23 protein-coding genes are annotated in these 21616 nt (G+C 70.8%); 12 read left to right on the top strand and 11 right to left on the bottom strand.

The window, feature by feature from the left end:
• Positions 1-11: 11 nt before the first annotated feature.
• Together ACTRO_RS13635 and ACTRO_RS13630 are read right to left on the bottom strand one after the other, a co-directional pair.
• Positions 12-602 (bottom strand): hypothetical protein, encoded by a 591-nt coding sequence (locus tag ACTRO_RS13635; RefSeq protein WP_157436161.1) that lies wholly within the window; start codon positions 600-602, stop codon positions 12-14.
• 25 nt (positions 603-627) lie between these two features.
• Positions 628-2478 carry an N-6 DNA methylase gene (locus ACTRO_RS13630; protein ID WP_034263485.1) on the bottom strand — a complete coding sequence of 617 codons (1851 nt, stop codon included), beginning with the start codon at positions 2476-2478 and terminating at the stop codon, positions 628-630.
• A gap of 147 nt (positions 2479-2625) precedes the next feature.
• Between ACTRO_RS13630 and ACTRO_RS13625 the strand changes: the two genes are divergently transcribed.
• Positions 2626-3294, top strand: coding sequence for an Rv1352/Rv1906c domain-containing protein (locus tag ACTRO_RS13625; protein ID WP_051450792.1), 669 nt, complete (start codon positions 2626-2628; stop codon positions 3292-3294).
• 153 nt (positions 3295-3447) lie between these two features.
• Here the strand turns inward: ACTRO_RS13625 and ACTRO_RS13620 are convergent, their stop codons facing one another.
• From ACTRO_RS13620 to ACTRO_RS13600, 5 genes are all read right to left on the bottom strand, one after another.
• Positions 3448-4017: a DUF6529 family protein gene (locus tag ACTRO_RS13620; protein WP_211244234.1), complete on the bottom strand. Its 570-nt coding sequence runs from the start codon at positions 4015-4017 to the stop codon at positions 3448-3450.
• A 115-nt stretch (positions 4018-4132) separates the two neighbouring features.
• On the bottom strand, positions 4133-4672 hold the full coding sequence (locus tag ACTRO_RS13615; protein WP_034263483.1) for a COG4315 family predicted lipoprotein: 540 nt from the start codon (positions 4670-4672) through the stop codon (positions 4133-4135).
• A gap of 165 nt (positions 4673-4837) precedes the next feature.
• Positions 4838-5335, bottom strand: a complete 498-nt coding sequence (locus ACTRO_RS13610) for a hypothetical protein (RefSeq protein ID WP_034263481.1) — start codon at positions 5333-5335, stop codon at positions 4838-4840.
• Positions 5336-5510: 175 nt separating this feature from the next.
• On the bottom strand, positions 5511-7094 hold the full coding sequence (locus tag ACTRO_RS13605) for a cellulase family glycosylhydrolase (protein WP_051450791.1): 1584 nt from the start codon (positions 7092-7094) through the stop codon (positions 5511-5513).
• A 231-nt stretch (positions 7095-7325) separates the two neighbouring features.
• Positions 7326-8207 carry a bifunctional helix-turn-helix transcriptional regulator/GNAT family N-acetyltransferase gene (locus tag ACTRO_RS13600; protein WP_211244233.1) on the bottom strand — a complete coding sequence of 294 codons (882 nt, stop codon included), beginning with the start codon at positions 8205-8207 and terminating at the stop codon, positions 7326-7328.
• 108 nt (positions 8208-8315) lie between these two features.
• Here ACTRO_RS13600 and ACTRO_RS13595 point away from each other — a divergent pair, with 108 nt between their 5' ends.
• From ACTRO_RS13595 to ACTRO_RS13585, 3 genes are all read left to right on the top strand, one after another.
• On the top strand, positions 8316-8744 hold the full coding sequence (locus ACTRO_RS13595; protein WP_034263478.1) for a CBS domain-containing protein: 429 nt from the start codon (positions 8316-8318) through the stop codon (positions 8742-8744).
• A 57-nt stretch (positions 8745-8801) separates the two neighbouring features.
• Positions 8802-10028, top strand: a complete 1227-nt coding sequence (locus tag ACTRO_RS13590; RefSeq protein ID WP_051450790.1) for a serine hydrolase domain-containing protein — start codon at positions 8802-8804, stop codon at positions 10026-10028.
• A gap of 64 nt (positions 10029-10092) precedes the next feature.
• On the top strand, positions 10093-10500 hold the full coding sequence (locus ACTRO_RS13585; RefSeq protein WP_034263476.1) for a VOC family protein: 408 nt from the start codon (positions 10093-10095) through the stop codon (positions 10498-10500).
• An 11-nt stretch (positions 10501-10511) separates the two neighbouring features.
• On the opposite strand, the gene ACTRO_RS13580 is transcribed toward ACTRO_RS13585, so the two are convergent.
• On the bottom strand, positions 10512-11210 hold the full coding sequence (locus tag ACTRO_RS13580; RefSeq protein WP_034263475.1) for a helix-turn-helix domain-containing protein: 699 nt from the start codon (positions 11208-11210) through the stop codon (positions 10512-10514).
• Between the two features lie 37 nt (positions 11211-11247).
• Complete coding sequence (locus ACTRO_RS13575; protein WP_211244232.1) at positions 11248-11970, bottom strand: class I SAM-dependent methyltransferase; 723 nt, start codon at positions 11968-11970, stop codon at positions 11248-11250.
• Between the two features lie 138 nt (positions 11971-12108).
• On the opposite strand from ACTRO_RS13575, the gene ACTRO_RS13570 reads away from it, so the two are divergent.
• From ACTRO_RS13570 to ACTRO_RS13560, 3 genes are read left to right on the top strand one after another with little or no spacing between them, the layout of a single operon-like run.
• Complete coding sequence (locus ACTRO_RS13570; protein WP_034263472.1) at positions 12109-13131, top strand: hypothetical protein; 1023 nt, start codon at positions 12109-12111, stop codon at positions 13129-13131.
• Complete coding sequence (locus ACTRO_RS13565; protein ID WP_034263470.1) at positions 13131-14624, top strand: hypothetical protein; 1494 nt, start codon at positions 13131-13133, stop codon at positions 14622-14624. The genes ACTRO_RS13570 and ACTRO_RS13565 overlap by 1 nt, the downstream gene beginning before the upstream one ends.
• A 9-nt stretch (positions 14625-14633) precedes the next feature.
• Positions 14634-15266 carry a class I SAM-dependent methyltransferase gene (locus tag ACTRO_RS13560; RefSeq protein ID WP_051450789.1) on the top strand — a complete coding sequence of 211 codons (633 nt, stop codon included), beginning with the start codon at positions 14634-14636 and terminating at the stop codon, positions 15264-15266.
• Between the two features lie 14 nt (positions 15267-15280).
• On the opposite strand, the gene ACTRO_RS13555 is transcribed toward ACTRO_RS13560, so the two are convergent.
• Positions 15281-16063, bottom strand: coding sequence for an SDR family NAD(P)-dependent oxidoreductase (locus ACTRO_RS13555; protein ID WP_034263469.1), 783 nt, complete (start codon positions 16061-16063; stop codon positions 15281-15283).
• Positions 16064-16150: 87 nt separating this feature from the next.
• On the opposite strand from ACTRO_RS13555, the gene ACTRO_RS13550 reads away from it, so the two are divergent.
• The gene (locus tag ACTRO_RS13550; protein ID WP_084316237.1) at positions 16151-17086 is read left to right on the top strand and encodes a helix-turn-helix transcriptional regulator; all 936 of its coding nucleotides are present in this window, start codon (positions 16151-16153) and stop codon (positions 17084-17086) included.
• Here the strand turns inward: ACTRO_RS13550 and ACTRO_RS13545 are convergent.
• Positions 16987-17943, bottom strand: a complete 957-nt coding sequence (locus ACTRO_RS13545) for a helix-turn-helix transcriptional regulator (RefSeq protein ID WP_034263467.1) — start codon at positions 17941-17943, stop codon at positions 16987-16989. The genes ACTRO_RS13550 and ACTRO_RS13545 overlap by 100 nt on opposite strands.
• A 62-nt stretch (positions 17944-18005) precedes the next feature.
• Between ACTRO_RS13545 and ACTRO_RS13540 the strand changes: the two genes are divergently transcribed.
• From ACTRO_RS13540 to ACTRO_RS13525, 4 genes are all read left to right on the top strand, one after another.
• The gene (locus ACTRO_RS13540; protein ID WP_063627994.1) at positions 18006-19505 is read left to right on the top strand and encodes an MFS transporter; all 1500 of its coding nucleotides are present in this window, start codon (positions 18006-18008) and stop codon (positions 19503-19505) included.
• A gap of 77 nt (positions 19506-19582) precedes the next feature.
• Positions 19583-20104, top strand: coding sequence for a SixA phosphatase family protein (locus ACTRO_RS13535; RefSeq protein ID WP_034263465.1), 522 nt, complete (start codon positions 19583-19585; stop codon positions 20102-20104).
• Between the two features lie 77 nt (positions 20105-20181).
• Positions 20182-20724, top strand: a complete 543-nt coding sequence (locus ACTRO_RS13530; RefSeq protein WP_051450788.1) for a SigE family RNA polymerase sigma factor — start codon at positions 20182-20184, stop codon at positions 20722-20724.
• Complete coding sequence (locus ACTRO_RS13525) at positions 20721-21611, top strand: hypothetical protein (RefSeq protein ID WP_034263464.1); 891 nt, start codon at positions 20721-20723, stop codon at positions 21609-21611. Before ACTRO_RS13530 ends, ACTRO_RS13525 begins: the two co-directional genes overlap by 4 nt.
• The last annotated feature ends 5 nt before the right edge of the window (positions 21612-21616 follow it).

The following is a 21616-nucleotide window of genomic DNA, read 5'->3' as shown; positions in this document are numbered from 1 at the left end:
ACGGCCCTGCCTCACTGTTCACCCCGCACGTCGCGGCCCTCGCGCGCCCGGGCGGCCGACTCGCCGAGCAGGTCGCGCAGTTCCCGCAGCTCGGCCTGGACCTCGGCGGCGACGTCGTTCGGCCGGGCGGACGACGGCTCGGCGACCGGCGGCGCGGTCGGATAGGCCTGCGGCGGCGCCGGATACCCGCCGTAGCCGTACCCCGCGGCGGGTGCGGGTGCGGGTGCGGGTGCGTAGCCGTAGCCGTAGCCGTAGCCGTAACCGCGGCCGGGCACGTCCCACGCGGCCGGCGGCACCGGCGCCGGCTTGGGCTTCGGGGTCAGCGCCTTGCTGGCGACGGCCGTGTAGAGAGCGGTGAAGATGATGTTGAGGATCTCGACGAGGCCGACCCAGGTCGGCGGCGTGTTATCGACATCTGATACGCGCACGGTGCTCGTCAGCACGATGACGAGCACGAACGCCGCGGCGGACCCGGCGAACCACAGCCAGGCCGTGGCGTTCTTCCTTCTGAACGCTATCCGCAGCGGGGGCACCCAGCCGAGCAGTCCGAGCGACCCGATCGGCACGAGCGTCCACAGCACACGACGCATCACGATTCTCACCGGAACAGCATAGGAGTCTTACGAGTCATTCAGCAGGCAGAGCGGTGCCTTCGACAAGGGCATTCGTGATCTCCCGGGCGAACCGCTCGCCGAGATCCGCGACGAGGCGCAGCGAATCGCTGAACTCCACGATCCGCTGGAACGCGGCGGCATAGGAGCGCTGGCGAGAAAGCGGCAGCCGCGGCAGCGGAGCCTTGCGGATGTCCATCCGGCTCGTCGAGGACGCGTGGCTCACGGCTTGCCGCGCGGCGGCGTCGCTGCGCAGGAAGCCGGCCACGAACCAGGGGTCGAGCACGCCCTTGTCCGTGCGCAGGGCCACCGTTCCCCGCCCGGTCGCGGTCCCGACGAGCGGATCTCCGTCGCCGACGACGACGGCCTGGCCCATAGCTCCGCCGAGGACCGGCACGAGGACGTCTCCCGGTGCGATGGCGGCCTCGGCCAGGATCTCAAGAGCCTGGGTCCGAGCCAGGTCGCCGAGCGTCGTCATCGGCCAGGGCAGGCTCGGCGACGGATCCGGTCCCAGCTCCGGCAGTAACGCGCCGAGCTGGGCGAGGACGCTCTGCACGGTCGCCCGGCTCGCGAGCAGATCCACTCGCCCCAGGCCGGTCTCCGGGTGCGGGACGTGGCGGCCCGGGCTGAGATCGACGAGGTCGTCGAGCAGCTCGATGACCGGAAGGACGGCACTGAACCCGGGTTCGACCGCGGCCGTGTCCGGCGAGTGCTCGAAGGCGTGCCAGGCTTCGACGATACGCTCCACGGTATCTCCGAGGGCTGCGACGTCGACCGGCGCGGACTGGTCGATGAACAGCAGCCGGTTCGGCGCAGGGCTCGCGAGATCGGGACGTCGCAGTATCCAGATATGCGGCGGAGCGCCGTACGGCGCGGCCCAGGCCGCGGGCAGACCGATGACGCCGCGCAGCGCGCCCCGGCGGAGCAGCTCGGCCCGGATCCGGCGGCCCGGGCGGCGCACGGCGACGCCAGGGGGGAGGAGGACCACGGCGATTCCGCCCGGGCGCAGGCGGGCGAGGGCGTGCTGGACCCAGGCGAGCTCCGGCTCCGCGCGCGGCGGCATGCCGTACTCCCACCGCGGGTCATAGGAGAGGTCGTCGAAGCCCCACTCGCGCTGGGCGGTGGGGGGTTGGCAGAGCACTGCGTCGGCGGCGAGACCGGCGTGCGTGTCGGCGAGCAGCGCGTCGCCGGGCTGGATGTCGATGTCGAGGCCGTCCGCGAGCAGCATGAGGCGGGTGGTCGCGAGGGGAACGAGGTTCGGTTCGGCGGCCTGCCCGGTGAGTGAAGTCGAGCCCTGCCGTGCGGCGGCGGCGAGGAGGGATCCGATGCCGCAGCAGGGGTCGTAGACGTGAGCCGGCGGCGAGGACGCGGACGCGCGCGGCGGGGCGGAGAGGCCGGCCATGAGGCGGGCCAGCGGCTCGCCGACGTTCCCGGCGTCCCGATTGCGCATATACGTGGTGACGTACCGGTCCTGCAGGCGCTCGAAGACCTCGCCCCGGCCGTCGGCTTCGGCCAGCTTCGAGGCCTGAGCGACGAGTTCGGGGTCGAGCGTCTGCTCCGCGGGTGAGCTGGGGGCGCCGGCCAGCGCGCGGCCGAGCCCGGTGAGCACGGCGCGGGTGGCGTCCGCAGTGCCGCCCGCGGCGTCGACGGCACGCCACAGCAGTTCGTCGGCCGGGGTCTCGCTGAGCTTCCCCTCGGCGCGCAGCCAGTCTTCCACGGCGCGCAGCGAGAACGTCGGGCTCGTCTCGCTGCCCCCGACCGGCGCCGGAAAGTCCGCGTGCCGCTTGCGCCAGTTGCTCACCGCCGCCCGGCCGACGCCGGCGATGCGGGCGATCTGGGCGGCGGTCACCTCGGTGTGGTCCGTCATGCGCCCAGCGTACCGCGCGCTGTTCACGAATGTCGGACTCAGCGCCGTCGGATTTGCTGTTGACAGTGTTCACATCTTCCTGCTTCACTTCATATGTCAACACGGGGCAGTCGCCCGGGACAGTCGCTGAAAAGGGGAGTACACGTCATGTCTCGCAACCTGAAGAAGACCGTCGGCGCGTTCACGCTGGCCGCCGCGCTCGCCGTCACGGCCACCGGCTGCCAGGCCGACAAGTCGAGCTCCGCGTCCGGCTCGGCGAAGACGGCTGCAGGCGCGAAAACCACAGCCGGCGCGAAGTCCGCCGCGCCGAAGCCCGCCGCGCCCAAGGGCATCGGCAACGGAACGCTGATCGTCGGCAAGGACATCCAACCCGGCACCTACAAGGCGCTGGCGACGGACGAACTCGGCGGCTACTGGGAGCGCGATAAGGACACGACGGGCTCGGACGACTCCATCCTCGCCAACGACAACGTCGACCAAGGCGACCAGGCGGTGGTCACGATCCTGCCCACCGACAAGGCTTTCAAGTCCAGCGGCATGGGCGGATGGGTCCCGGCGAACGGCCCCTCGCTGACCAGGGGCAAGTTCGGATCGGGCACGCTGATCGTCGGCATCGACATCCAGCCCGGTACCTACTCGGCCAAGGCGACCGACTCGACCGGCGGCTACTGGCAGCGGATGACCAACACCACCGGCGACACCGACTCGATCGCCGCGAACGACAACGTGGACTACGGCAACAAGGCCGTGGTGACCATCAAGGCCTCCGACAAGGCTTTCGAGTCCAACGGCTTCGGGCCCTGGACCAAGGACTGACCTAGGTCGGCCGACGCTCGCCGGGGCGAGAACCTCTCAGGGTTCTCGCCCCGGCGAGCGTTGCGTCGGATGCGGGCCGCGGGCAGGCCGAGCGCCGTCAGTTCGCCGACGTCCTGGTAAATGCGCGTACATCGCGCGTGCGGCGGCCGGGCGTTACGGCAGGGCGAAACCGTTGAAGTACCACAGGGCGGCGGCGTACCAGGAGACCGCGACGGCGACGACGAGGCATCCGCCGAGCACCGGGAGCAGCCACTTCGGCGTCTCGCGCCACTGCACGACGAGCACCTTCGCGGCGAACGCGCCGTAGAAGAAGCACCCGCTGAGCGCGTGGACTGCGGCGCGGGTGGGGGTGAGCTCGATGCCGTAGGTCGTGATGCAGTGCACGGCGATGGGCACGGACAGCAGGAACGCCAGCGCTCCGATGACGCGGTGCGAGATGCGCACCCGGCGCGGCGCCCGGGCGACGCCGGGCAGGCGTCCGTACATCCACAGCGCGAGGGCGAGCTGGATCAGCGCGAGGCCGAGCAGGGCCGTGCCCAGCTGCGCCTTGAGCCGCACCGCGTCCTCGAGGTGCTGGCCGAACAGGCCGGTGGTGTAGTCGGGCGTGACCGCACGACCGATGGCGAAGATCGCGAGGAACACTGCCACGAACAGGACGAGCGTGGCCGCGGCAGCCGGCCACGCTCGCCGGCCGCGCGGGCCGATCGATCCCTGCGTAGTCACACTCGTAGTCTCGTACGCCCGCGTTCGCACGCGGCCCGACACGCCGAGACGGGGCAGCACGTACCGCCGGACGTGGTGCGCGACCACGCGGCGGGACGCCGGGGGACCTCGGCGGTCAGTAGAGTCCGGCCGAGGCGCTCGCCGAGCCGGTGGGCTTGGTGGTGTCCGCGCTGCCGTTCGGGTTGACCGTGTACCAGAGGGCGCCGAAGGCGTTGACGCCCTGCCCGTTGGTCGAGCCGGGGCCGGTGTCCAGGGCGAAGTGGTAGAGCGGGTGGCCGTTGTAGGTCACCTGGGTCGTATTGTCGGATCGCTTGGTCGTTCCGAGCATGGAGGAACTCACCCCGGTGCCGGTCGGCGTCCCGACGGTCAGATCCGGCGGCCACTGCGCCGCGCAGGTGCCGGTGCAGGTCGAGGTGGGTCCGGTGTCGGCCTCGAAGAGGTAGAGCGTCCGGCCCGAGCCGTCGACCAGGATCTGGCCGACCGGCGAGCTCGCGGTCTTCACCGTGGCGGCGCCGGTGGGCGTGATGTTGGCGGTGGCGCTCTGGAGGGCGGTCGTTGCGGGCGTGGATGTGCTCGAATTGTTCGAGCTGCTGCATCCGGACAGGCTGGCCACGACGGCGGCCAAACCGGCCAGACAGCTGGCGACGCGCTTCATGACAGGTCTCTTTCAGGTGAACTCGGACCCCTGGGAGGCAACACGCGAAGCCTTCGAGGGTTGATGTGCGAGTCACGTTACGTACTGGCACCCGATCCGGCCTTCCGGCGCTCCGGGCCCCGGCGCCTTTCACCCGTCCGGATGAGAGCCGGGCGCGTCCGGCCGTCAGGACCGTCTCGAGTCCGGCCCGTACCGGGCGCGGTGCGCCGCGTCGTAGGCCTCAAAATCGGCCACGGTGGCGCTGCGCAGCCGCAGTGCGTCGGCGAGTTCTTCGGTTCCGACGACGTAGACGTGCTGGCCGCGCCAGTCGAAAGCCATCGCGCAGTCGCCGTCGAGGCACGCGATGCGGACCGCCTGCACCGCTTCGCCTTCGATCTCGACCTCTACCGGCTCCTCGAAGCCTGGTTCGATCGGCCGAGCGCCGCAGTTGAGCATGACGGTGCGCACGTTCTCGATCGTTCCGATCACCGGAGTCCAGTCCAGGCTGCCGCGCGTGGTGCGCACGACGACGCGTCGACCGCCGTCGTCGGGATCGCGGTAGCGGACTTGGATGGCCCAGGGTCGGCCGTCGGAGTTCTGGAAGCCGGCCAACGCGATCAAGCCCTCCGGCACCTCGTCCGAGATCGCCACCGGCCCGGGGAAACGTGCGACGTGATCCGCCATGAGCAGCCTGCGGTGATCGGGTCTCTCTTCCGGGCCTCTGTGGTACATGCCGAACCCTTCGAAGCCGGCGGCGGCCGGATCCTGCCGCGCCGGCTTGCGCGCCTGGCCGGTCCGGCCCGGGCCGTGCGCCCGGACCGAACCAGAGTACTGCTAAGGGCTGAACCTCGTGCAGGCCCTAGGGGTGCTGGGTGAGCAGGTGCGCCTGGAATCCCTGGCCGTAGGTCACCGTCGGGGTGCCGTTCCAGTCCTGGATCAGGTCGTTTCCGTTGCTGTTGCACACGCCCCAGGGGTTCCAGGTCCAGGCCGTGTAGCCGATGCCCTCGGTGTCGGCCCAGGTCATCACCGAGTTGATGTAGTCGTCATTGCAGTTGTTCTGGCCAATCTCGCCCGCCTGCACCGGCACCTTCGCGGCGACCGGGGCGATGGTACTGTTCCAGCAGGTGCTGCTGTTGCAGCTGTTGAAGTTGTACGAGTGCCAGGAGGCTACGATGTTCCCGTCCGGGTCCGTCGGCTCGTAGGCCAGCCACTGGCTCAGGTCGTTCGCCCAGGCCAGGCCGCCGATCATGAGGACGTTGCTGGCCCCGGTGGCGCGCACCGCGTTCACCAGCGTCTGCATGCCGGCCACCTGGTAGCCGATGCCGGTGCAGGTCCCGCCGTCCCGCAGGCAGGTCCACGCCTCGGTGGCGTCCGCCCAGTTGTCCGCCGCATCCGGGTAGGGCTCGTTGAACAGGTCGAACAGGACGGCGTTGTCGCCCTTGAACATGGTGGCGACCTGGCTCCAGAAGGTGGGCGTGTACTGCATGTCGGGCATCGGCTTCTGGCAGGTGGCCGCCGTGTCCGAACAGCCCGCGCCGTTGCCGGTGTAGAGCCCGTAGGTCCAGTGCAGGTCCAGGATGACGTTGATCCCGTTCGCCACCAGCAGATCCGTGTAGCTCTTGACGGCCGACTGGTACGCCGCGCCGCTGGTTCCGCTGGCCGGCACGTCCGAGGTGCCGAGCCAGCACTCCTCGTTGAGCGGGATGCGCACGGTGTGGATGTTCCAGGTCTTCATCGCGTCGATCATGGTCTGGTCGGCCGGACCGTCCCACATACCGTTGCCCTGGATGCAAGCGAACTCGCCGCTGGAGCGGTTGACGCCGAGCATGCGGTAGTCCGCGCCGGCCGCGGTGACCAGGTGGTTGCCGGACACGTGCAACGCGGGCGCCGGACCGTTGTAGCCGGACGGGCTCCCGGAGGGCGAGGCCGAGGCGGACGCCGAAGCCGATGCGCTCGCGGACGCCGACGGGCTCGGTGACGCGGAGTGCGAGGCCGAGGCGCTGGCGGAGGGCGAGGACGAGGTGACCGACCCGGTGCAGGCGACGCCGTTGAGCGAGAACGACGCGGGCACCGGGTTGCTCCCGGTCCAGGCGCCGTTGAACCCGATCGAGGCGGTGCCGTTGGTGGCCAGCGACGCGTTCCAGCTCAGGTTGGTCGCGGTCACCTGCGCGCCGGCCTGCGCGAAGGTGGCGCTCCAGCCCTGGGTGACCGACTGCCCGGCGGCCGGGAAGGCGAACGCGAGCGTCCAGCCGTTCACCGCCGCCCCCAGATTGGTGATGGTGACGTTCGCGGTGAAGCCGCCGGGCCACTGGCTCTGCACGGCGTAGGCGATGGAGCAGCCGCTACTCGCGGCGGCGGCCGGCAGGGTCGTGGCCACGGTGAGCCCGGCCGTGGCGAGCACCCCGGCGGTGACGGTGGCCACCAGGGCATTGCGACGGAGCATGGGAGATACCTCCCTCTCGGAGAAGGAATTCTTCGACGAGAAGGCTGATTCGCTAAACCGATTTAGTCAAGAATGGCGGGACCGGTCGCCGAGAGCGGCGGCCGGGTGGCGGGATCCGGTCGTCCGACGGTCCAGCTCATGGGCACCGGACTGCCCGGCGCCCTCGCCGCGAAAATTTCGTGCGGCTCGATCTTGGCTCCTTCGCGGCTCGATCGCGGCCGCCGGGACCGATCAGCCCAGGCGCTTCTCGAAGAAGTACTGGGCGTGTGCTTCCGGCGCGTACTGCGGGATCTCGGTGTATCCGCTGGTCGCGTACATCTGGAGAGCCTCGCTGAGGGCCGGATGGGTGCCGAGTCGGACGGCTTTGAGGCCGCGCCGCGCCGCCTCGCCCTCCAACCGAGCCATCAGCGTCCTGCCCAGGCCCAGCCCGCGCGCAGCGGCCGCCACCCAGACGTTGCGGATCTCGCCGAGCCCCGGCTCGAGGACGCGTACCGCGCCGCAGCCGACCGCGACGCCGTCTTCGTAGGCGACCAGGAAGGCGCCGGCCTCGCCCCGCACCTCCCGCGGTCGGACGAGGTCTGCCTCCTCGAAGCCTTCGGGAAACCGCTGCCGCAGCTCGGCGACGTACCCGGCCAGGCAGGCGCGCGCGTCGGGCGACTCCGGATCCACCGCCACGACGTCGACGGCCGCGAGTCGCAGCAGCCGCTGCGCGGTGTCGAGGGCGGTGACCAACTCGTCCCGCTGCTTGTCGCTGAGCGCGTCCAGCAGGGTTTCGGCCGCGTCGTTCGCCCGGCGGTGCTGTTCATCGAGCTCTGCTTCGCCCGCCGCGGTGAGCCGCGCCACGCGCGAGCGTCCGTCGTCCGGGTTCGCGCTCAGCCGCACCAGCCCTTCGTCCTCGAGCGAGCGCAGGATCCGGCTCAGATATCCCGGATCGAGGCCCAGCCGGGTCCGTAGCTCGCGCAACGAGGTACCGGAGCCGATCTCGAACAGCACCCGGGCCGCGCCGAGCGGGCGGGCCTGTCCCAGGTACTCGTCGGAGAGCACCCCGACGCGCCTGGTGAAATACCGGCTGAACCGGCGGAAGATCATCGTGTCCTGAGAGGATGTGCTCACATTATTTGACTTTAGTCAAACAACCTTCACTCGACAAGGGGCTGGCCATCGGCGGCCTCATCCGCGAAGGTGGAAGGAGAGCCAGCTCCTTCGAAGGTGAGGGAAGCCATGAGAGTTGAGGACGTGCTCCGACACAAGGGGCGCGGGGCGACCACGATCCGCCCCGACGCACCCTGCCGGGAACTGCTCGCGGTCCTGGCCGAGCGGAACATCGGCGCCGTGGTGGTCTCGGCCGACGGCGAGACGGTCGGCGGGATCGTCTCCGAGCGCGACGTGGTGCGCCGCCTGCACGACCGCGGCGACGCGATCCTGGACGGCCCGGTCTCCGAGATCACCGTGTGGGAGGTCTCCACCTGTGCCCCCGGCGACCAGGTCGAGCAGTTGCGCGAGACGATGACCGAGCGCCGGATCCGGCACGTGCCGGTGGTCGAGAACGGCCGCCTGGTCGGCATCGTCAGCATCGGCGACGTGGTGAAGTCCACCATCGACCAGCTCGAGTTCGACCGCCAGAACCTGATCGACTACGTGCAGAGCTGAAGAGGCCGGCGGCGTGGTACGCACGCCTCCACGGGTTTCAATACTTTACTGTCCCGCATGGTATTGACACGTGTTCCGCGGAGGCGTCGCAGCACGGCGCTCTTCGCCGCCGCAGCTCTGGCCGCCGCGATCGTCCCGTCCGCCACGGCTTCTGCCGCCGCAGCTCCGCGCGGAGGCGGAGACCGGGGCGACTGCGTCGCGTCGCCGACGCCCACCCGCGGCCCCGGCCTGAAGATCCTTGATATCGCCAAGACGGCCGAACGACAGTACGGACTGAACTCCGTCATCCTCAAAGTCACCGAGGGCAGGCGCAACCTGCTCACCGCCGCGCTGGGCCGGTCCATGACGGGCATCCCCGCCGATGCGGACATGCGCTTCCGCACGGGCTCGGTCGGGATCGCCTACATGGGCATGATCCTGCTTCAGCTGGCCCAGGAGGGCGTCGTCGACCTCGACGACCCGATCTCGCGCTGGCTCCCGCAGGTCCCGCACTCGCAGCAGATCACGCTGCGGATGCTGGCGGACTCCACCTCGGGCCTGCACGACTACGTCATCGACCCGGTGTTCGCGGCCGAGCTCGAGGCCCAGCCGTTCAAGTACTGGACCGAGCCCGAGCTGCTCGCCTTCCCCTTCAGCCACACGCTCTGGTACACGCCGGGGACCAACTGGAGCTACTCGCACGCCAACTTCGTCCTTCTCGGCGAGGCCCTGGCGAAGATCACCGGCAGGCCGCTCGACGAGCTCCTGCGCGAGCGGATCCTCGAGCCGCTCCACCTGGACAGCACCTCGATCGACTCCAAGCCGCCGATCGTGCATCCGGTACACGCGTTCACCTCAGAGCGCGGCACCTACGAGGAATCCACCTACTGGAACCCTTCCTGGACCACCGCGCACGGCGCGATCCTGACTCAGGACATCTGCGACCTGGCCACCTCCGCCCAGGCCGTCGGGTCCGGCGCGCTGCTCTCCCCGGCGTCGCACCGGATCCAGCTCGACCCGGGCACGGTCGGGCTCGGCGACGCGGCCGCGTGCCCGCCGGGAATCTGCCGCCACAACACCGAGGCCGCGCACTACGGCATCGGCATTCAAGTGATCAACACATGGGTCGTGCAGAATCCGTCGTTCTCCGGCTACTTCGCCATCCAGGCCTACCTGCCGTCGCAAAAGCTGTCGATCGCCGTCGACACCACCGACGGCCCCGCCGCCACCCCGAACACCAACTACGCCCAGACGATCGCCACCAGCATCGCCGCGTACCTCGCGCCGGGCCACCCGCTCAGTTGACCGGGCCCGAGACGCGTCCGATTCGTTCAAGACCGGCGGCATGGCGGAAGCCTAAGTTGGACGCATGACCACACCTCGGGTGCACCTCGACCTCATCGGCCTCGTCGTCGCGGACATGGGCAAGGCGCTCGCCTTCTATCGGCGCCTAGGCCTCGAGCTGCCCGCGTCGGCCGACGCGGAGCCGCACGTGGAGCTGACGCTGCCGGGCGGCCTGCGGCTGGCCTTCGACACGACGGACGTCGTCCGGTCCTTCGACCCGCAGTGGTCGCCCGCGGTCGGCGGCCCGGCGATGTCGCTGGCTTTCCACTGCGGCAGCGCCGCGGGCGTGGACGCCGTGTACGAGGACCTGGTCGGGGCCGGCTACCGCAGCCATCGGCAGCCGTGGGACGCGTTCTGGGGCCAGCGCTACGCCCAGGTCCTCGACCCGGACGGCAACAGCGTGGACCTGTTCGCCTCGCTCGCGGACGGGTGAGAAGACGTTGATCAGGCCCCTGGCTTAACGGCGGCGCCGAGCGGCTGCCCGGTCAGGGCCCTGATCTCGCGGGCGAGGTGCGCCTGGTCCGCGTAGCCGGTCGCCGCGGCCACGTCGGCGAAACGGGGGCGCTGTGTGGAGCGGGCCAGCGCCAGCGCCCGCTGCACGCGCAGGATCCGGGCCAGCGTCTTCGGGCCGTAGCCGAACGCGGGCAGGCAGCGGCGCAGCAACTGCCGCTGGCTGAGGCCCGCCCGGTGCGCCATCTCGGCCACCGGCTGGCCGGCCTGCGCTTGTGCGGTCAGCGCACTGATGAGCGGATCAGTCGACTCGGCCCGCCCGGCCAGCTCGACGGCCAGACGTTCCAGCGCCACACCGTGGTCGGGCGCGTCAGCGATCCGCTCCGCAGCCCGGCGTGCTTCCGCCGCCGACCACAGGTCCTCGAGCCGCACGCGCTGGTTGAGCAGCTCGTGCGCCGGGACGCCGAGCACGCTCGGCGCGGTGCCAGGTGCGAACCGCAGCCCGGCTGACGCGGCGCCCGCTTGCATCCGGATCGCGAAGGGGACCGAATCGGGCCCGGCGACCTGCAAGGTGCCGTCGTACCACATCAGGTCCATGCAGCCGTCCGGGACGATCAGCGCGTCACCGTCCGCGGCGGCGACGCTGGTCCACAGCACGCCGCCGCGCACCTGCGCCGGCCGCTCCTGATACACGGCTCCTAGCCTGACACAAGCTGCCGACAAAACCTGGTCAGGCGCCGGCCTTGGTGATCGCGAACAGCGCGTAGCTGTAGCTGAGCCCAAGCCTCTCGGGATGCGTCTCCAGCCACTGATTCGCGATCTCGGCGGGGAACTCCATCCGCAGCACGGCTTCGAAGTCCTCGCGCTGCTTGAAGCGCCACTCGCTGTGGACGGTCGTGCGATCGGCGCCGCGCTCGGCCCACCACGTGTCGGTGGGGCTGCCGCCACCCTGCGCGGCGGCCCACGCGGAGCTGCGCAGCAAGGTGGCGAAATCGCCGTGCTCCAGGTCGTTGTCGATGACGATCAGCGTGCCGCCGGGACGAAGGACCCGCATGACCTCCGCCAGGCCGGCGTCGCAGCCCGGCGGGAAGAAGTACGCGAAGCGAGCGTGGACGACATCGGCGCTCTCATCGGGAAGCGGGATGTGCTCGGCCGAGCCGCGCAACACCTTCGCGCGCGCGTCGCGGGCGGTGGCGAGGGGCAGCAGCCGCTCGTCGGGTTCGACCCCGACGACCTCACCGGCTTCGTCGACGTAGCGGGTGAGCCAGTATCCGCTGCCGCACCCCAGATCGACGAGGGTGCGTCCGCGCCACGGAGCGCGCGCCCGCATCGCCGCGAGCACAAGGCTTTCCGGGTCGAAGGCCTCGTTCTCCAGTTCGTAGAGGGCGGCGTTCTCACCCTGGTTGGGTGCGGGGGAGAAGTCGGAGAGATCGTTGTCGTCAGTGCGAACCATGGTCATCCATTGAGCCCGAGCCGCGGATGCGTGTCGAGCGGTTTTTCGCACAGCTCCTAGTGCCTCCGCGGTCGGCCTCCGGCCGGCGGCGCGGTCTACAGTTCAACTGAGCCGGGACGAGCAGAGTGGAGCGCGCAGGTGAGCGACGTGGCGGGGAGGTGGCAGCTCCTCGATGAAGCGACGCGATGGGCTGCGGCGGTGGGAGAGTCACACTTCAAGGCGCCGCTGCTGGCTCGAATCTCAGTGCTGCGCCAGGACGACACCCCCGAGTTCGCTGCGCAGGAGGCGAAAGGCGCGGTGGCTCTGGCGGCCGGCATCGAGGATCCCTATGCCCGCTCCTTCGTACTCTCCGAGGTTTCCAAAGGCCTTGCGCCCACCGACCCGGCGAACGCGGCGTCGGCGGCCCGGGCTGCGCTGCGCATCGCCAAGACGGTCGTCGACCTGCGCTCGAGGACGATCGCACTCGCTGAGGCGGCCGGCGCGCTCGGAGTGGTCGACCGCGAACGTGCCAGGCGCGCTCTCGCGGAGGCCGAGCTGCTAGCTGACTCCACGTGCTCGTGCAGGCGGCGCTGCCTGCCTGCTGCCGTGCTCGAACGCGTGGCTGAGCTGGATCCGGAGGAGGCGCTGCAGAAGGCGGATCGAATACCGGACCCGGCGCTGAGAGGCATCGTGCTGTCTCGGGCCATTCCTCGCCTCGCCGCCTCCGATCCGCAGCGTGCGGTGGGTCTGGTCGAGCGGGTACCCGAACTCCACGAGCAGATCAGCACGTGGGTCGGTCTGTGCGCGGAGCTCGTGGACGCTTTTCCTGAGCTGGCCGTCCGGGCCGCCGAAAACGCGGCGGGCAACGCGAGGTTCAGCCACAACGGGCTCGTCCAGCTGAACGCGCTAGCCTCAGTGGCGCGGTCGGTTCACCGCGTCGATTCCGCTCTCGCCGGGGAGCTGCTTACTGCCGCTGAAACAGTGTTCGGACAGGTGGAGCCCAGCCACAGTCGATCCCTCGCCGCTGCCGGACTTGCTCGTGCCCAAGCCCGCTTCGATGCCGACCTGGCCTCGAAAACCGCGCGGCAGATCGTCCATCCGCACCCGCGAGCGCATGCCTTCGTTCTGTTAGCCGAGGATGTGAAGACATCGGTTCGCCAACAGCGGCCAGGAGAGCTCTGATGTCGACAAGCAGCGCGGATCGTACGGTCGGCACGCCGGATGTGGTGACGACGGAGCGGATCTCGGCAGCTCTAGATGAGATCGAGCGGGCTGCACGGGAGATTGCTGAGGACTCCGGGGAGCGGCTGAAGAAGCTGTCCCTCCTCGCCGAGTGCGTCGCGCCGAGTGATCCGGGGCGCGCGGCGGCGCTGTGGGACGAGTCCGAACAAGCTGCTCTGAGTCTCGCCGACGAGGGCGCGCGGGCCACTTGCCTCGCTGGCATCGCCCGCTCGGCATGCCGCCACGACGCGGAGCGCGCGGAGCGGATCGCCCTGCAGATGCTCGCTTTCGGATGGACCGGGCCTTCCGGCTACACCGGTCTGCTGGCCACCTTCGCAGGCCAGCCGGACGGGGTGGCGCGCGCGGCACGGATCGTCGCGGGGATCGCTGACTCGGCTGCTCGCGAGGAGATATTGCAGGACGCCATGCACGACCCGCAGGGCTTCGGTGTGCGGGAGGTCCTGGTCGACTTCATGCCACCCGGCGAAGCCCGGACGCAGTGGCTTCGGCAGATCGCGGAGGCGAAGCTCTGGTCCTCCCCGCAGCCCCTTGCGACGCTGCTGTCGCGGCCGGGGATTGCGACCGATCCGGCCGGCCGGCTGCACGACCTGGGCATGATCGCTTTCGGTATGGCGGATCGTCGCGACCCCGAGCTTTCACAGGCCCTTGAGTTGCTGGACCAGGCGATCGACGCCGTCGGTGACGCCGACGCGCGATCGGCGGCTCTGGACGAGCCGGTGTTCCGCTTGGCCGGCGTCGCCCCCGAGGCGGCTGCCCGTCTTCTGCCGCACCTGCGCGATCCGCATTCGATCTGCGCGGTGTCGCAGGTCTTGGCCGAAACGCTCGCGCCGCTCGACCCGGACCGAGCCGAGCAGATCGCGCTGGGCATCGACTACGACGCGGCGCAGCGTGACTATGCTCTGGCGGAGTTGGCGGGTGGCCTCGCCTGCTTCGATCCCGACCGCGCGGAGATGATCGTGGCGCGCATCGCCGATCCGGAAATGCGGATAGACGGGGTGGTCCGGGTGGCCACCGCGCTCGTCGGCATCGACCCTGACCGGGCCCAGCGCCTCGTCGCAGGTATCGATGATGTCGCGGTGAGAGACGACGCGCTCAGTGGTCTGCTCTGGCGCTGCGCGCGGCAAGATCTAAAGCGGGGCCTGCAGATTGCCGAGAGCATCTCAGACCCCGAAAAGACTGACTTCGCACTCGAAGACGTTGCCTCGTATCTCGCGGAGACGGACGCGGCGGCCGCAGAGCAGGTCATTGCGATGCTGAGTAAGCCGGAGCGGGCGGACTGGGCCCGGTGCCTGTGCGTCGACGATCTCGCCCTCACGGATCCGTCGGCCGCTGAGCGGTTCGCGGCGGCGGTGTCCGACCCGGCGATCCGGGCGGAGGCGTGGTTGAGGTTGGTGCGGGTATGGCTCGAGGAGCGAGGGCGCGCAACCGCGTAAGCTGCGCAGGTGGAAGACAGGGCTCAGGATCGGTCATCGAGGATCACGCGCGCGTTCGACGAGCTCGCGCCCGATTACGATCACGGGCACCACGACGCCGTCGCCCGCGCTCTGATCGACTTCATGCGACCGGCGACGTCCGGCGCGGCAGCTGACGTCGCTTGCGGCAGCGGGGCTGTGGCCGTCGCCCTCGCGGCCGCGCGCGACGCGGACGCGTCGCCGGTCCTGGCGATCGACCTTTCGCCGGCGATGATCGAGTCGGGTCGCGAGCGCGCCGAGCACGCAGGTGTGGCCGATCGGATCGAGTGGCGGGTCTCCGAGGCCGTGCCGCTGCCTGTTCCGGCTGCATCGCTCGAATCGATCTGCTGCGCATCCTCGCTGCACTTCCTCGGTGCCGGCGCGCTCGCGGACTGGCGCAGGGCGCTGCGTCCCGGCGGCCAGGTCGGGTTCACGATGCCGGCGGCTTCGGGCTTCCGGGCTGGAGGAGTCTTCGCCGAACTGGTCGCGGACCTGCCGTTGCCCGATTCCGTCGACGCAGCTTCTCGGATCGCGATCGACGCGGGCTTCGTCTCCGCACGCGCTGAGGCATTGCGACTCGGCCGGCGGACCGTCTTCCTCGTCACGGCGTTCATGACGAGGTGACGCCCGCCTGAGAGTCAGGCCCCTGCGCCGCCGTCGACCGGCACGATCGCGCCGGTGACCATGCTGGCCCGGTCGCTCAGCAGCCACGCGGCCACCTCGGCGACCTCGCGCGGCTCGGCGAGCCGACCGAGCGGCGTCGTCGCGGTGAGGGCCTTGACGATGCCGGGGCGTACCGCGTCCCACGCGGCCATCATCTCCGTCTCGGTGCCGCCGGCGGTGATGCCGTTGACCCGGATCTGCTCGGGGCCCCAGGTCACGGCGGCGGTCTCGGTGATGCTGTTCAGGGCGCGCTTCATCGCGCCGTAGGCGGGCAGGGCCGGGTTGGCGCGGCGGCTGCCGATGCTGGAGGTGTTGACGATCGCCCCGCCGCCGGTGCGCCGCATGAGCGCGGCCTCGGCCGTCATCGCGGTCCAGTGCGCGCGGAAGTTCACTTCGAACTGTTCTGCGATGTCGTGCTCGCTGGTGGCGTCGAGCGGACCGGGCCGCTGGACGGCCGCGCCGTTGTTGAAGGCGCCGTCGAGTCGTCCGTGCACCTGCTCGACGTGGTCGACGGCGGCGTGGATGTCGGCGCGGTCGGCGAGGTCCATGGCGACGGCGTGGGCGGTGCCGCCGTCGAGGCGGATCTCGTCGACGATCCGCTCCAGGGCGGCCTCGGTACGGGCGGCGAGGACGACCGCGGCTCCCTCGGCGGCGAAGAGCCGGGCCGCCGCGGCGCCGATGCCGCGGCTGGCTCCGGTGATGAACACGACTTTCCCGGTGAGCAGGCCGACGGGGGAGGGGCCGATGATGGTCGTCATGCCGTCAGCATCGCGCCGCAGCCGAGCCCGGATGCAGGCACAGCCGGTACCAGGATGCGCGGCGGCCGAAGGAGGAGAATCGGCGGTATGCAGAAGAAGGAACTCGGCGCGTTCCTGCGCAGCCGGCGCGAGCGGCTGCGGCCGGAGGAGGTCGGGCTGCCGTCCGGCCCGCGGCGGCGGACGCCGGGGCTGCGCCGCGAGGAGGTCGCCGTCCTCGCGCACATCTCCACCGACTACTACATCCGGCTCGAGCAGGGCCGGGCGCCGCGTCCGTCCGGCGAGGTCCTCGCCTCGATCGTGGACGCGCTGCGGCTGAGTGAGCCGGAATCAGAGCACGTGCACGTCCTGGCCGGCACGGCCCCGGCCCGGACCGGGCTCTACCGGCGCGACGTGCGTCCGAGCATTCTCGCGCTGATCGAGCGGCTTCCGCTGACCGCGGCGATCGTGACCTCAGCCGTCTTCGACGTGCTCGCCTGGAACGATCTCGCGGCCGCGCTGATGACGGACTTCTCCCGCATCGCTCCGCGCGAGCGCAACCTGGCCCGCAAGGCGTTCCTCGGCCCGACCCGCGGGGACAGGGCGCTCTATCAGATCTCCGACCCGGCCGAGTTCCGCCACCACGTCGCGCAGCAGCTGCGCGCCATGCTCGCCCGCTACCCGGCTGATCCCGCGGTGACCGGCCTCGTCCGGGAGCTGCGCGAGGGCAGCCCGGAGTTCGTCCGGCTCTGGGAGCGCCATGAGGTCGAGGGCGCGCCCATCCACACGAAGACGTTCCGCCACCCGGTCGTCGGGGAGATCACCGTCGAGTGCGACGCGCTCTCGCTCACCGACAGCGACCAGCACCTCGTGCTCTACACCGCGCCGCCCGGCTCTCCTGGCGCCGAGGCGCTGGCGCTGCTGAACGTGCTGGGCACCGAAAGCCTTCACACCGCCCGGGAATACCGCTCGCCGAGCACGCGCACCGCCTCGACCAGTTCCGGCGGCTCGGTCACGGTGAAGTCGAACCCGATCATGCCGAGATAGGCGGCCAACATCTCCGCATTGTCGTTGCCCGTGCTCAAAACGCAGGTATCGGGATCGACGCTGCGGATCGGGCCGACGTAGCCGGGCACGCGCTCGGCCACCTTCTCGGCCGGTGCGTGCACCGTGATCTGCGCCGCCAGCCGCCATGGCGCGGCCGACGCGCGTGCCGAGACGTAGCGGGCCAGGTCCTCGTCGGGCAGTTCGCGTGGGGCGAACCGAGGGCCGGCCGGGAAGCCGGGCGTCATCCGGTCGACCCGGAAGGTGCGCCAGTCCGCGCGGTCGCGGTCCCAGGCGACCAGGTACCAGCGCCGTCCCCAGTTGACGACGCCGTAGGGTTCCGCGACGCGGCGACTCTCGGATTTGCCGCGGTCCTGGTAGGCGAAGCGGACGAGTTCGCGGTCGCGGCAGGCCGCGGTCAGCTCGGTGAGCACGTTCGCGTCCACCCGTGGCTGGTTCTCGGCCGCGGCCACGGAGGCGACGTACGTCTGCAGCGCGTTGACCCGGCGCCGCAGCCGGGACGGGAGCACCTGCTCCACCTTCGCCAGCGCGCGCAGCGAGGTCTCTTCGATCCCTGAGATCGAGCCGGACGCCGCGGTGCGCAGCCCGACCGCGACCGCCACGGCCTCCTCGTCGTCGAGGAGCAGCGGCGGCAGCTGCGCGCCGGCGCCGAGCCGGTAGCCGCCGACCGCGCCGCGGGTGGCGTGCACGGGATAGCCGAGGCTGCGCAGCCGTTCCACGTCGTTGCGTACCGTACGGGCACTGACACCGAGGCGCTCGGCGAGCTGGGGGCCGGTCCAGTCACGGGGGGTCTGCAGCAGGGAGAGCAGACGCAGCAGGCGAGCCGAGGTTTCCAACATGGTTCGATTCTCGCGCACAATCAGGAACGGAGCTTGCCTGATTGCCCCCTACCGTGGAACACATGACGACGAACCCCACTGACCGCAAGTGGCTCGGGCTGAGCGCGATCCTGGCCGCCACGCTCATGGACCTGCTCGACGCGACCGTGCTCAACATCGCCGGCCCGGAGATCCACCGTTCGCTCGGCGGCGGCACCGCCACCCTGCAGTGGTTCACCGCCGCCTACACCCTCGCGCTGGCCTCCGGGCTGCTCCTCGGCGGCCGCCTCGGCGACGTGGTGGGGCGGCGCCGGATGCTGCTCGGTTCCTCGGTCGCCTTCACCGCGGTCTCGGTGGCCTGCGCCTTCGCCTGGTCTCCGGCCTCGCTGATCGGGTTCCGGGCGGTGCAGGGGCTGGCCGCGGCGATGATGGTGCCGCAGACCTTCGGCCTGCTCAGGGAGCTGTTCCCGGGGCCGGAGCTGACCAAGGCGTTCGGGATCTTCGGCCCGGCGATCGGACTGTCCACGATCCTCGGCCCGGTGCTGGCCGGCGTCCTGCTCGACGCGAACCTGCTCGGTACCGGCTGGCGCGCGATCTTCCTCATCAACCTCCTGCTGGGCGGCTACACCCTGCTGGTCGGCCGGCGCGTGCTGCCCGACACGGCGCCCTCGGCCCGCGGCTCCCGGCTGGACCTGGTCGGCACGGTGCTCGGCGGCGGCGCGATGACCCTGCTGATCTACCCGCTGATCCAGGGCCGCGAGTCGGGCTGGCCCGCCTGGTCCTTCCTGATGATGGGCGCGAGCGTGCCGGTGTTCGCCTGCTTCGTGCTGCGCCAGCGGCTGCTCGGCAAGGGCGGCGGCACCCCGCTGATCGACCTCGGCGTGTTCCGCAACCGCTCCTACACCTCGGGTCTGGCCTTCATCCTCGCGTTCTTCGGCGTGGTCGTCGGCTTCTCCCTCAGCTTCGGGCTGTTCCTGCAGCTCGGCCTCGGCTACAGCCCGATGCACGCCAGCCTCACCGCCCTGTCCATGGCCTGCGGCGCGTTCGTCGGCTCGGCGCTCAGCAGCACGATCGGGCTGAAGCTGGGCCGGCGCATCCTGCACCTCGGGCTGGGCGTGATGGGTGTGGCCACGGTCGGCTTCCTGCTGGTGCTCGGCTCGGCCGGCGCGGGCGTGACCGGCTGGGACATGACCGCACCGCTGGCCGTCTACGGTCTCGGCATGGGCGCGATCTTCGTCCCGCTCTTCGACCTGGTGGTGGGCGAGGTGCGGATGGACCAGCTCGGTTCGGCCTCCGGCGTGCTCGAGTGCGTCCAGCAGTTCGGCGCCGCGCTCGGCGTCGCGGTGCTCGGCACCGTGTTCTTCAACGCCTTCGGCGCGCATGCCGGGTCGGCGGCTGCACCCGCCGTGCACGCGGCGAAGCTGATCGGCGAGATCTCGCTCGGCCTGACCGCCCTGTCCTTCCTGCTGGCGTTCCTGCTCCCGCGGCACGGCCAGCAGGGCGACCACGGCGCCGAATCCGGTGAGGCGGCGCTCGACGCGGCGCACGACGACGCGCCGCGGCAGCAGCCGGCGCTGATCTGACCGGTCCGCACCCGCCGGACACGCAGTGCCGGGGCCCGCTCGGGCTCCGGCACTGCTTGGTGCGCCACACTGGGAGTGTGAGCGAGACGAAAAACAGGACGCTGGTACTGCTGCGGCACGCCAAGTCCGATTGGCCCGCGGATGTCCCCGACCACGAGCGTCCGCTGGCCGACCGCGGCCGCCGCGACGCGCCCGCGATGGGCCGCTGGCTGCGCGAGGCGGGCTTCCGGCCCGACCACGTGCTCTGCTCCACCGCGTTGCGGACGCGCCAGACCTGGGAGCTGGTGAAGGGCGAGCTCGCCGGAACTCCGCCGACCACGTTCGAACCGCGCGTCTACGGCGCCACCGCGCTCGAGCTGCTGGACGTGATCGCGAGCGCTCCGGCCGAGGCGGGGACGACGCTCGTGATCGGACACAACCCCGGCCTCGAGATTCTCGCCCTCACGCTCTCCGGCGAGGTCGCGGGCCGCGAGAACGACCACCTGCGGGAGAAGTTCCCCACCGCCTCGGTCGCAGTGTTCGCATGGTCCGGCCGCTGGGACCAGCTCGCCGCCGGGTCCGCTCGTCTTGTGCACTTCGTGACGCCGCACGACCTCTAGACCGTCTTCGAAGCAGGGCTCGAAATTCTCTTTCCCGCGGGCGACAACCTTTCCGCACGGTTCGGCGTGTGAGGTGCATGACCGACACCGAGTACGCGGCATTCGTCGCGGCGAACTGGGATCGCTATCTCAGATTGGCCTATCTGCTCACCGGCAGTGAACACGCGGCCGAAGAGCTCGTCCAGGACACGCTGGTCAAGCTCTACGCGCGCTGGCGGCGGCTGTCCGTGATCGGCGACCCGAACGCCTATGTCCGGCGGATGCTGGCCAACGGCAACGTCAGCCGGTGGCGCCGGACGCGCCGGGAACACCTGGTGGACGCCCCGCCCGAGACCGGGGACGCGGCCGCGGGCCGCGGCCTGCCCGCGACCCCCGAGCTTTGGCCGGGGGAGCGGGAGGGCGCCGAGGAACTTCGCAGGGCACTGATGCTCCTGTCGGCCGGGCAGCGCGCCGTCGCCGTGCTGCGGCACTTCGAGGACCTGAGCGAGAAGCAGGTCGCCGCGGTGCTCGGCTGCTCGGTCGGCACAGTCAAGAGCCAGAACGCGAAAGCCCTGGCCGCGCTGCGCCGGCACCTGAGCCCTGCCTTCGACGAAGACGACAAGATGAGGAGCCTGATATGACAGACCGGGACGAAGCACTGACCGCGGGCCTGCACGAGCTGGCCGACCGCGTCACCCCCGGCGCCCCGCCCGTCAGCACCCTGCTCGGCCGGGGACACCGCAACCGGCGCACCCGCGCGGCGCTCGCCGGCACGGCCGCCGTGGCGGGGATCGGCGCAGTCGCCGTGTTCGCGGCGACCGCCCCCGGGTACGGCGCCGCGCACTCCGCCGCAGCCGGCGCGCCCTCCGGCAGCCAGGCCGCCCCGACCGGACCGATCTCACTCTCGCTCGCGGCCGAGCGCACCGACGCCAGTCCGTTCCACTTCTCGGTGGCCGTCAAGTCCACCGTGCCCAAGGCCGACGGCGGGGAGGTGCGCAGGGCGTCCAGTGAGGGCGCCTCCGACCCGTCCACCGGCGACGGCTACGTCAAGTCGACCACGGACGGGCAGACGATCCGGATCGGCGACACCTGCTACTCCCAGCCCGTCGCCGGCGCGCAGTGGCTGGTCATGCCGTGCGGCGACGACTCGAACAACGCCCTCGCGGGCCTGACCGCCGACCCGGCGGCCGTCCTCAAGCAGCTGGAAGCGGACGGCCAGGCGACCCATGTGGGGCGCAGCGGCACCGGGTCCGGTGAGGTCGACACGTGGAAGTTCACCATCACGCGTAAGGCGCAGTCCACGTCCGCTGGCACGTTCCTCGGCTACACCGCGACCGGTACCGCCACCGTGGGCGTGGCCGACGGACACGTCCACGCCGTCGATTTCACCATCAAGGCCTTGGCCACGCCGAAGCCGCCCACGGTCGTGGGTGTCTCGGACGTCTCCATCACCTTCTCGCAGTACGGCGTTCCGGTGCACGTCACTGCCCCGGCAGGCGCCACTCCGGTGCAAATCGGTACCAAGTGATGCTC

Origin of the sequence: Actinospica robiniae DSM 44927 (genome assembly GCF_000504285.1) — a bacterium.
In the GTDB taxonomy this organism is placed as follows: domain Bacteria; phylum Actinomycetota; class Actinomycetes; order Streptomycetales; family Catenulisporaceae; genus Actinospica; species Actinospica robiniae.
This window is presented reverse-complemented; position numbering and strand designations above follow the sequence as displayed.